The 10,849-nt window shown below is 33.1% G+C and carries 10 protein-coding genes and 1 pseudogene; all 11 read right to left on the reverse strand.

Going from position 1 to position 10,849, the window contains the following annotated elements; all coding sequences use genetic code 11:
• Window positions 1–44: 44 nt before the first annotated feature.
• On the reverse strand, window positions 45–1,700 hold the full coding sequence (locus tag V5N68_RS06015) for a BID domain-containing T4SS effector (protein ID WP_332066271.1): 1,656 nt from the start codon (window positions 1,698–1,700) through the stop codon (window positions 45–47).
• Window positions 1,701–2,266: 566 nt separating this feature from the next.
• Window positions 2,267–3,919, reverse strand: a complete 1,653-nt coding sequence (locus V5N68_RS06020; protein ID WP_332066272.1) for a BID domain-containing T4SS effector — start codon at window positions 3,917–3,919, stop codon at window positions 2,267–2,269.
• A 693-nt stretch (window positions 3,920–4,612) separates the two neighbouring features.
• Window positions 4,613–4,819 (reverse strand): antitoxin VbhA family protein, encoded by a 207-nt coding sequence (locus V5N68_RS06025; RefSeq protein WP_332066273.1) that lies wholly within the window; start codon window positions 4,817–4,819, stop codon window positions 4,613–4,615.
• A 70-nt stretch (window positions 4,820–4,889) separates the two neighbouring features.
• Window positions 4,890–5,960 (reverse strand): P-type DNA transfer ATPase VirB11, encoded by a 1,071-nt coding sequence (virB11, locus tag V5N68_RS06030; protein WP_332066274.1) that lies wholly within the window; start codon window positions 5,958–5,960, stop codon window positions 4,890–4,892.
• Complete coding sequence (virB10, locus tag V5N68_RS06035; RefSeq protein WP_332066275.1) at window positions 5,957–7,114, reverse strand: type IV secretion system protein VirB10; 1,158 nt, start codon at window positions 7,112–7,114, stop codon at window positions 5,957–5,959. The genes virB11 and virB10 overlap by 4 nt, the downstream gene beginning before the upstream one ends.
• Window positions 7,104–7,973: a P-type conjugative transfer protein VirB9 gene (virB9, locus tag V5N68_RS06040; protein ID WP_332066276.1), complete on the reverse strand. Its 870-nt coding sequence runs from the start codon at window positions 7,971–7,973 to the stop codon at window positions 7,104–7,106. The genes virB10 and virB9 overlap by 11 nt, the downstream gene beginning before the upstream one ends.
• Window positions 7,970–8,638, reverse strand: coding sequence for a VirB8 family type IV secretion system protein (locus V5N68_RS06045; protein ID WP_332066277.1), 669 nt, complete (start codon window positions 8,636–8,638; stop codon window positions 7,970–7,972). Before V5N68_RS06045 ends, virB9 begins: the two co-directional genes overlap by 4 nt.
• The gene (locus tag V5N68_RS06050; protein WP_332066278.1) at window positions 8,635–8,949 is read right to left on the reverse strand and encodes a type IV secretion system protein VirB7; all 315 of its coding nucleotides are present in this window, start codon (window positions 8,947–8,949) and stop codon (window positions 8,635–8,637) included. Before V5N68_RS06050 ends, V5N68_RS06045 begins: the two co-directional genes overlap by 4 nt.
• 183 nt (window positions 8,950–9,132) lie before the next feature.
• A complete protein-coding gene (locus V5N68_RS06055) occupies window positions 9,133–10,089 on the reverse strand; it encodes a TrbL/VirB6 family protein (RefSeq protein ID WP_332066279.1) in 957 nt (318 codons plus the stop codon).
• A gap of 4 nt (window positions 10,090–10,093) precedes the next feature.
• Window positions 10,094–10,531, reverse strand: coding sequence for a type IV secretion system protein (locus V5N68_RS06060; RefSeq protein WP_332066280.1), 438 nt, complete (start codon window positions 10,529–10,531; stop codon window positions 10,094–10,096).
• Window positions 10,528–10,849: pseudogene (locus V5N68_RS06065) on the reverse strand (transporter); the annotation flags it as partial. The gene V5N68_RS06060 and the pseudogene V5N68_RS06065, both read right to left, overlap by 4 nt.

Consider the following 10,849-nt stretch of genomic DNA (forward strand, 5'->3'; position numbering starts at 1 on the left):
AGCCAACCCATGAATATTGAGGGAGATACAAAGTGTTAGACTTCTTAATTTACCATAGACATCGTTTTTTGATGACAAGCTCTAGCCGCCGCTCTTTGCATTTCCATAACTTGTAAATGCTGTTCATGGCATATTGTTTCAACTTTTTTAATCATGCCAACTATTTGTTCTGCCTTATTTACAGATATTCCAACATTCCTAGCAAGTTCTCCATAACTTTTATGGTCAACAGCTCTTCTCTCTTCTTCTGAGAGCCGTTTATTGATTTGACTCATAAAATTATCAAACTCTTTTCGTAAAGAAGCAGATTCTCTTAAAGTTTCTTGTCGTAATTCTGAAGAAATAGACATAAGAGATTGTAGCAATTTATTTGGCATTTTTACAGCCTGCCCACGACGGAGTTGTTCTGATTCATGATTTTCAAGAATATCCTTTTTAACCCCCCGTACAATGCTAATATATTCGGACATTTTATCGCTAAGAGCCCAAATATTTTCTTCGCAAATTTGCCGTCCTACAGTTTTTAAGCCGCATAAACTGAAACCTGCAAGGCTACCGATAGTTCTCGGAGCACGAGAAATTTGCAGTGGAAGCTTTTCACCTACACCTGGAACTCTATTAATAGCATCCAGTTCTTTATTTAATATGTTAGGTTTACCATAAACTAGTTTTGCTAAATCCTGAACCTCTTTCCGTGCTTTTTGAACAGCATCGTTTTTTGAAACCATTTTAAAAAGTTCCTCTTTTCTCAAAGGAGATAATTTTTCTGCCGGGATGAGAACTTCTTCAATGTTTTTACTTTTGGGAACTGTAAAGGTAATTTTATCACCTATTTTCAATGACTTATATTGTTCTGGTTTAAGCTGATCTATTGATCCAACAATATAAGTATTATCCATTTTAACTGCAAAACTATTTACCCCACAACCTTGATAAATTCCTGTGTAAGTAGAACCATCATTTGCAGCTAAAATAAGATCATTTTTAATATCACCATTTTTTTCACGGCTTAAACCACTTATAAATTCATTCAAAAGAAGCGCTTTTTTAGGATTAGAAATATCCTCAAACATACTCTTCATAGGCCCTAAATCACCATATTTTGCCGCCAAATTACAAGCAATGTTCATACGTGCTTTAGTTACAAGTGAAAAATCTATATTGTGGCCAGCAGCTTCTGCAAGCTTTGTAAAAAATAAACGCTGTGTTTGCCCATTCCCCTTTCTAAATGGATGTACTTTATTTATGTGATTAAAAACTTCTACCACCTCAGAGACAAAATCTTCGCGTGATAATCCTTGCAAGTTATCCTTATCTTTAAGTATTTGACCTAATGTTTTTAAACCCTGCGGAATTTGAGTACCGCTTGCAAAATGGACTCCTGTTTCTGTTGGATCCATTACTGTCATAACAACAGTTGTACCGTCGCTTAGTGTGGTGGGTATCTCTCGAGTTTTTCCAGCCCAATCAAAAGTATTTCTAAATAATTGAAAGTGCAAATGCCTTAAATAGTCGCCATCAAACTCCTTTGGAAGAGGCTCTTCAGACAAATTAATTATTGCCTTTGCTACGTCGCGTGAATATATTTCTTCAAATTCTTTAGCATTTCTTATATCATGTTTATTTTTTAAAACCCCATTGGGATAAACATAATTAAATGCGTGACTAACATATCCTTTTGTTCTTTTTAATTTTGCCATGGGTATTTTCCTTATAGTACAAAGTTTACAGTACAAAGTTATTCATAAGAGTGCTCAATTGTTCTTATGAATAATTACCCCTCTCGCATATCCTCCTAATATTTTGAGAGTTTTTATAAATATGGATATTTCTAAATTGTATGAGGCATTGCCTAAACGACTTCCCTGTTAATCATCTTATGACGATATCTTCTTGCAAAAAACAATTAGTCGTAGTTATTATTGTTCATTTTTAAAATAATTTTTTTTGTATCGCCTTAATGACCGCTTATTCTTTTATAAAAACAATATTTTTGATATGTTTCCTTTAATAGAACTTACTCAACAAATATGGAGAATGCGTTTTAAAACACAAACAGTAATTACGATTATTTGATAACAGACTATAACACTACTTACTCTATTTCATGACTATTTATATAGGGCACTAAAACTGATAAACCATATGTATAAGAATAAATAAATTTTTGCAGAAAATGTAATTAAAAAAATTTATTCATGAATATGATAGTGTATAAACCTCCATATTCATGAATATTTAAATAAAATAAAATGTCTTAAAATCTTTAACTTGCAAAAGCCATTGCTTTTGGCACTTTTTCTTGTTGAGGAGGCCGTTTTGCTACTCTGGCATATAAACCACTGCAATCTAATTCATGTTTTGCTTTTTCAGCTTTATTTAAGCATCCTACAATTGTTTCCGCTTTACAAACAGATGTACCAAGACTTTTAGCAAGATCGCTATATCTCTTTTCGCTGATAGCTTTTTGCTCACCAACTGAGAGGCGTTCATTTACTTTTTTCAATAAATTACGAAGTTCTGCCTGTAATTGAGGAGAAGCCTCTAAAACTTCTTGCTGTGCTTTTCTTGGTAAGTTGAGAGAGTTTTGTAAATCTTGACTTGGCATTTCTATACGCTGTCCGCAGCGGAGTTGCTCTGTTTTATGCTCCGTTAAGATATTATTTCTGACATTTCGTACAGCATCTACATATTTTTCAACTGCATATCTGAGATCATCAACATGTTCTTCAGCATTTACACGCGCTGCATTTTTGAAGCAAAGAAATTTTCTACCAACAAGACTCCCCATGGATTTAGGAGAATGCGCAATTTGATTGGCAAACCATTCACCATACTGGGGATTTTCATTAATTATACCAAATTTACTTTCTAGCGCATTAGGATTACTATAAACAATTCGTAACAAACTCTCAACGTTTCTTCTCGCTTCTTGAACATCAGTACTATTTGCAACTCCTGCAGCAATTTCCTTCTTTGTCAAAGGGACTATTTGTTCTCTTGGAATAAGAGTTGTATCATGCACTGTTGGAGCAGTGAAAGATATCTCATCTCCAGGCTTAAAAGTTTTCAATTGTTCTGGTGATAAATGATCTTTAGAACCAACAACATAAGTTCCATCAACCTTCATGATAAAACTATTTTGTAAAACACTTTCGTAAACGCCTGTATAAGTTTCACCAGCCTCTGCCACCACAACAAGGTCCTTTTTAAGACTTTTTCCAGTATCCTGCATATGGCTCATGAATTCTTTTAAAAGAATAGTTTTTTGGGGATCAGAAATATCATTAAACATCCATTGCAAAAGTCTTGGATCGCCATATCGTCTTCCCATTTCGCTAGCTACATTCATACGTTCTGTTGTAACAAGAGAAAAATCAAGACTATAGCCAACACTTTTTGCAAGATTTTCAAAAAACAATCGTTGTGTACGACCATTCCCCTCTCTGAATGGATGTATATGATTAAGATGATTAAACATTTGTGCGGCTGTATTAACAAATTCTTCACGTGATAAACCTCGTAAATAATTCCAATCAGCAAGCGATTGATCTAAATCTTTTAAACCTTGATTGATTTCTGAACCATTTGCAAAACTACAGTCATTTGCTTTTTTTATAACTCTTGGCATAGCTGCAGTAGTACCATCTGCAAATGTGAATGGAACATTACGAGTTATTCCAGCCCATTCAAAAGTTTTATTAAATAAGCGATAATGCAACTGCACTAGATAATCGGAATCAAATATATCTGGTAATGGTTCTTGACGTATATCAAAGAGTGCTATTTCTGAATCGCGTGCACAAAGCGTTTCAAAATGTTTCTTATTTTTTTCCCCGTATTTATTTTTTAATGTTTTAGTACCTGGGTATAAAAAATTCTCTGAAGAAGTAGGTAACTGTTGTTTTGTTTTTTTCATGAGTACACTCCTTATTTAAAAGCGTTATCTCCAGCGTAATAATATTCCCCTCTTACTATCCTTTTATTAGTGCTTTTGGATGAGATATAACATCGCCCATTGCATGCGCATTGCTGCTCATCTATTCATCATTTTTTGCATTCTTTTGTATTTTGGTGATGCAAGTTAATATTATTGTATTATATAGGGCGCTAAAGATGATAGACTACGTATACAGAAGAATATAATTGTTTTTTACATAATGTTTTTTTAAAATTAAAAACAATAATCAATACAGAAATTTTTATTTTGTTATAATTAGTAATTTTAGATTGAAAAGATTTGAATATTAAAGTTTTAAGCTTATACTCTCTTGTTTCTTGAAATGATTTTATATAAATTTTGAGATTTCGTATTAATAGGAAATAATTGGCAGATATTGATTTGTGATTGAATGCTTTATGTTCACTTAATTAAATAAAATCCTTATCAAAAGCTGTGGCTATTATCATAAGCTAATCTATATTTTTTCCGAAAAATACTATTAAATTTTTTTATGTTTTATGGTGAAGAAAAACTGTATTGAACTATTTCACTGAATAAGTTTCTAGTTTTAATATATTCCTTATCAAGATATAGAGTGTAATAACTCAATAATGATAAGTATTTCCAATGATTTTTTGCAATTTCTATTTTTTAAGTAAATTTATATCTTTATAAAGTAGCACGATCCATAAGAATATTAAATTCTTCTAATGAATAATTTCCCTTTGCATATCCTTCTAAAATTTCAAGTGTATCTGGATGAAGCGTAATACCGTCAATTGTATAAGTTCTAATCAAAGCATCAACTGCTTTGCGTCGTTTTCTTAACTTTTCCGGCGTGAGAGATAAAAGATTTTCTTTTGTATTTTTTGTCACTTTTTTTCCTTCCCATCTTTAAAAGTATTTATTCTTTCAAAAAACATTTTAATGAAGGAGAAAATTCCATTTAACTACTTCCAAAAATGTTTCGCTGTTTAAATGGATCATAATAAATTTCTGTAACCTTAAATTTTCTGTCAATCCGTTTACATTGAACAATGATATCAATCATTGAAACTAACAAACAACGAATATCATCACGTTCTAAAGCACTTCCACCTTCACTTTCCTTAACCAAAAGAGTCATCTGCTCAAATGCAGCAAGTGCTGTTGATGCATGAACTGTAGTGATAGAACCCGGATGACCTGAATTAACATTTCGGATATAATAAAATGCTGTACCATCTCGAAGTTCTTGTAAGAGAATGCGATCAGGACGCATTCGTAAAGCAGCTTCAAGTAATTCTTTTGGGCCAACAGAGGCCAAACCATGTCCATCTTTTGAATATACCATAGAAACGTGATTTGGCTGTGGTACAACCAACTCTGGTGTATCTTCAATGGTAATAATACGTTCATCAATAGGAATTTTTGCAATTAATGCTTTTGATAAAGTTGTCTTTCCAGAACCAGTTTTCCCTGAAATAAGAATGTTTTTTTGCATCTTTACAGCTTGATTTAAAAAAGACACAAAATCCTTAGTGCAATAAGCATTTACTAAATCATGTTCAGTGCTTTTAAGCTCGTGCAAACGAGATTGATAATCCTTCAACGAAGTAAATGATATTTGTTCGCACACTGAAAATAAGTTTTCATTTGCTAAATCTTCAAGTGAAAAATTTTGCGAGGATGGTTTGCGAATTGTCATACTGACTGTGTCTTTTTCCACTGCAGGAGGGATGACAATTTGAATACGCTCATGTCCCGGCAAAGTAGCAGATAATATAGGATTTTTATCAGATATATTCTGTTTAGAATAAGAAGCGACAACTTTAGCGATCCCCATAAGCTCATTAAATGATAAAGCTGGAGCTTCTACTGTTTTCCATCCATTAACACCTTCAATCATCATTTGGTAAGGACGATTAATAACAATTTCAAAAAGAGTATCGTCTTTCAAAAAATCGTTAATTGGTTTTAATTTTGTTAAAACGACGGCGACTGTTTCATCGCAAATATTCTGTAAATTTTCACTCATTTTACAATGACCATAGAATTTTTATAAAAGTTCCCAGACATAGCGCGATCTAAAACACGCTTTTTATTATCAATTACCTTTAATTTATAAACACTGGAAAAATCTAAATCTCTTGCAACAAAAACATTGACCATTTCACCTTGATTTTTAATCAAGGTTGGAGGAATATTTGTATAATTTTCAGTAACAATACTAGCAATATCTTGCCCAGAAGAAATGACTTCATAATTTTTTGTATCTTGTTTTTTTGCAAAACGATCGTTAGCATAACGGGTTGCATCTCTTACGATTGATACAAGAAGAGCAGACCCAATCCGTTCAAGCCAATGATGATCAACATACCCATCTATACCAGAACGCCCTAAAAAATCTGTTGCTGGTGAAGCTAATGTTATAATAACTCCATTTGGAGTTTTAGCTCTATTCCATAAAATAAAAAGTCGATTTTGACCTTTTTTTAATCCAGCACGATATTCTCCAACGATTTGTGTCCCTTTATCAAGTAAAACAACACGGCCATTATCCGATAAAATATCTCTAGCAACAATACAACTAACAAACCCTGGCTGATCACTGTTAATTGCTGTTTCCAAGATGCATGGAATTGAAGCCCCCATCGCAATAACGTAATTTCTATTACCAAGTATTGAAGCACGAACACTTTTAGAAACTGTAGGTTTAAGAAGATTATTAAAACGCTGTTCTTCTTCATCGGCTTTATTTTCTAATTTATCAGACAAATTATCACTGTTTTTGATATTTGTTGTTCCTTGATTTACATTAGAATAAGCCAATACAGGGGAACGTTGTGCTGCTTCCAATAGAGAAGAATCAAAGTTTCTATTTTCTATTTTTGGAGGTGTCGGTAATTCTATTTTAGGCAACAGAGCTTTACCTGGCTCTTCCAAATCAAGAGGTGTAGGAGAAGGATTTAAAGGGTGAAAAAATTCTGTCTGTTTAATAATCTTTTCTTTTGGAAGTTCTACTGCTTTTTTCTTGTCTGTCGAAAGAGTCAAAAATATTAAATAACCACAAACACCTAAAAGAATAAGAACTGCAGCTGCTTTACTTATATTGGAACGTTCTTTTTTTATTTGACCGTCTTTTATCGTATCGCGATCATCAATATCACTTTCACCAACTTCATTGATCATGGTTTCTTCCTATATTCACTTGACGTTGCACAGATGGTGAGGTTGTTCCAGTTTCAGGATTAATTCCTGCGGGCAAAAATCTTTTATTAAATATGCACAATACTTCATTTCCACGACGCAAAGTAAATTGTGCTGCTGTCGCATGAACAATAACCTGATTTCCTTTAACTGATTTTGGAACAATTGTTTCTTGCCCATCCAGTGATACAAGATAAATAGATGGAATTTCAGTATTGCCCCAAAATGTAAAAGTTGTTGTTTTACCATTATCAAAAACAGAGACCGGCTCAATAACAACTGAACCTTGAGCTTCATAAGCCCAATTGCGCGGACCAAGATTTTCATGAACATTTAAGATATCATTAGCAAGATTTTCTTGGCGCTGCTCAGCTTTTGCTGCGGCGGCTAATTTTCTACGCAAAGCTTCATCTGCTGGATAACGAAACTTCACGAGAAAATATGTTTCATTTCCAGCAGAAACATCACCTTCACGTACTTCTAGTTCAAATTGATAAGATCGTTTTGTTCCGTCTTGACGACTTGTAACAATTTGTAAATTAGTAATAGGTTGAATTTCACGCGGTTTTAAAAAAACAAAATGTCCAGCTGGAGCAACCTGCCAAGCAACAGAATTTCCAATACCTATATGAGTAACTTCTTCATCATCAGCAAATTCAATTTGAACTGAAGAACGAATAGATCCAATAATTTTTGTAACATTATAGGGATCATAACTAACAAATCTTATACGATTATCTTTCTGTGCACTTATAGGAAATGTTTCCGCTAATAATAAATTCGTACAAAAATTTATCACAACAATAAATGTTAAAAAAAATATTCTCAAAAATCTGATCATTTTACCACCTCTGGATCAGATCTATATTCCGACACTTGAAAGCCAAGAGGATTAATTAATCGATCTTCTGCTGAAATGCGTGCGTTTATATAGGAAAAATTTAAAATAGATACTTCATGAAAAATACTTTCCTTCCCGCTAAAATCTCTCACTGTTTTATAATAACGGACCTGAATAAGATCTTGACTTAAAAAGGATATTGACTTTATGGTGACTGTAACAGTCATGTCCTGATAAATATTTTGTGGACTTTCTGGATTGGCTCCAGAATACCATTTTGCGAAACGGGTTTGTTCTGCAGGTGAAGATAGCAGAGATACAATGCGAAAATTATTTTTTGCTTCTGATACCTGAAATCCTTCTCGCGCACGAACATATTGACTAGCAAAATATCGTGTTATCGCTTCATCGTAATTTTGAGGTGCATCTTTTAATGCACTTACAGTATCTACAATTCCCGTTGAATTATCAACGCGGATAACAAATGGCTCTATCGTTTTTAAAGGAACTAACGCTGATACAGCTAAAGCCAAAGAAATGGTCATTAACCCAAAAATTACCGTCAAAATCATAGCAATTTTCATTCGCAGCTGCATACCATACATGCGATCAATATCAAATGATCTTGCTTCTTTTATATATTCATCAAACGCATTATTCTTCACGTACGGCCCCCACAGTTTCTGTAAGACAGTGCTTCATGATTGGCTAAATTGAGTGAAGCAACCTTAAACACCGTATTCTTTTTCTGTTCTCCACTTTTTAGCGTGCCAATAATGACTGGTGCTGTAACTGGTTGGATGATTGTTTTTTGCAAAGTGGAGTTTGTATTATCCCAGTTCCACTTATCCTTATTTAAAGCACGAGTGTACTGACCATCACATCGTGGTAATTTTTTAGACGTAGAACTATTCAACGAAGCACAACCAGAGAGAGATATAGCAAGAGTCAAAATAGCAGTTATCTTTAATTTCATTGTTTTAACTCGCAATTTTTGGGGAAATAATACATCGATATTTTTGTATAAAATAACTTTATACAAATTTGTGATGAAGCGATTAGATTAAATATATGGAACACAAAAATATAAAATATTTCACGTAATATATTCATAGCAAATCCAATGATACATGCAGTCTTTTTAGGCAAAGATTGAACATTAAAATCGACCACGACCTCGAGCTCCATTTTTCATTGCGTTTAATGCAACACCAGAGAGTTTTGAGGCTGCATTTTTTGTTGCGCCACCACTGGCTTTAAACCCACTGGACATCATTGTGAAAATCTGCCCTCCTGAAGATGCTGCAGCGTGGAAATATGGTCCACCATTTGCTAATGCAGAGGCAATACCTGGCAACATGCGAAAAAGTATACTTCCTACTATTGAAGTAACAACGACAGGCGGAAAAAGGTAATAAATTGAATTATAAGAACCATCTAATACATATAGGATAATTTTACACATAATAGTTCCCAACATCATTACTAAAACTTGTAAAATTGTAAAATTTGCCAGTGTCGCAATCCATGCATCTGTAAATTTTCTCGTTGCATTAAATAAATATAAGCTGATAAAAATAGGGCCAAGTCCTATAATCATGACAAGTGCAACTTTTGCAAACATCTGAACAATAAAGCCAGCAATACAAAAAACAATAACGGCTAAAATCATTATAGAACCAAGAAGACCAACCATGATCTTTTCTAAAAACCAAGCGGCAGCTAAAACTTCTTGATAACGAGCGCTTGTCTTTAATAAAACGTAATCAAAAACATTAGAGTCAGCAGGGTTACTATTAAGGGCATTACCAATAGCTTTTGCTAAATCACCAAAGAAAATATCTTTAACATAAGTATTAAATGTATCTGCATTTGTTGCCATCGTCGTCACAACAACAATTTTAATAACATTATTAAGAAGACTATTTACTGAAAGAGCGACACGACCACTCATAACATTATAGCCATATAAAAAGATAAAAATAATCGCTGCAAGATTTAATGGTGCTGAAATAGCAGACGATAAACCACTAATCGTTGAATCAACCACACTATCAAGCGGCTCTAAAATATAATCAGATATACTTTCAAATGGAGAAAAGCTAAAATCTGGCATTTTATTAATTAACTTTTACTTTAGATTTTTCAATTTTTTCTTTCAACTTTTGTTCAATTTCTTTGTGTTTTTGCTGTTGGGCATGTTCACGCATTTCTTCTTTTGTTTTAGAATCTTTTTCTTGAAACATTGAAATGGACTGCAGCTTTAAGATATCTGCCTGGAGTTTTACTTGGATAATAGATAATTCTGCTTGAAGAGCTAATAATTCTTCTGTTTTTTTAGCAGCAGTAATTTTATTTTCTATATCACTAATTTTTTTAGTATTTTCTATCGCAGATTGATAAACAGTTTCAGCTGCCTCTGACTTTATCTCTTCTATTTTTTTTGCGCCTTTTAATGCGCTTTTATAATACTCATCAACATCTAATGATGTATTTTGAGATGTTGCATCAGAAACAAAAAACAAAGCTAAAAATATAGTTAAATAATATTTTTTCATTGATTTTCTCTCCTTTGATAAAATATAGGTAGCCACGTATCTGGATTTGGCCCATATTCATTTATAATTTGGTACATAAGATCGATATTTTTGGTTGTGCCGCTTAATACCGCAATCTCATCATTCATTCCGCGTAAATTAAGCTCTGTAACAACGGAACTTTGTCCTTGTTTAATGAGAAAACGGCGGGATTCTCTGCTTAATTCTGACTGAATTAATTCAAATTCACGTTCAGTCAATTTAAAGTTTTCAACATAATCACTGTAATTTGCTTTTTGATTTGGAAAAAATATTTGTGTAGGACACTGCTCAATAATT

The sequence above is a fragment of the Bartonella eidoli genome (assembly GCF_036576145.1).
Classification (GTDB): Bacteria; Pseudomonadota; Alphaproteobacteria; order Rhizobiales; family Rhizobiaceae; genus Bartonella.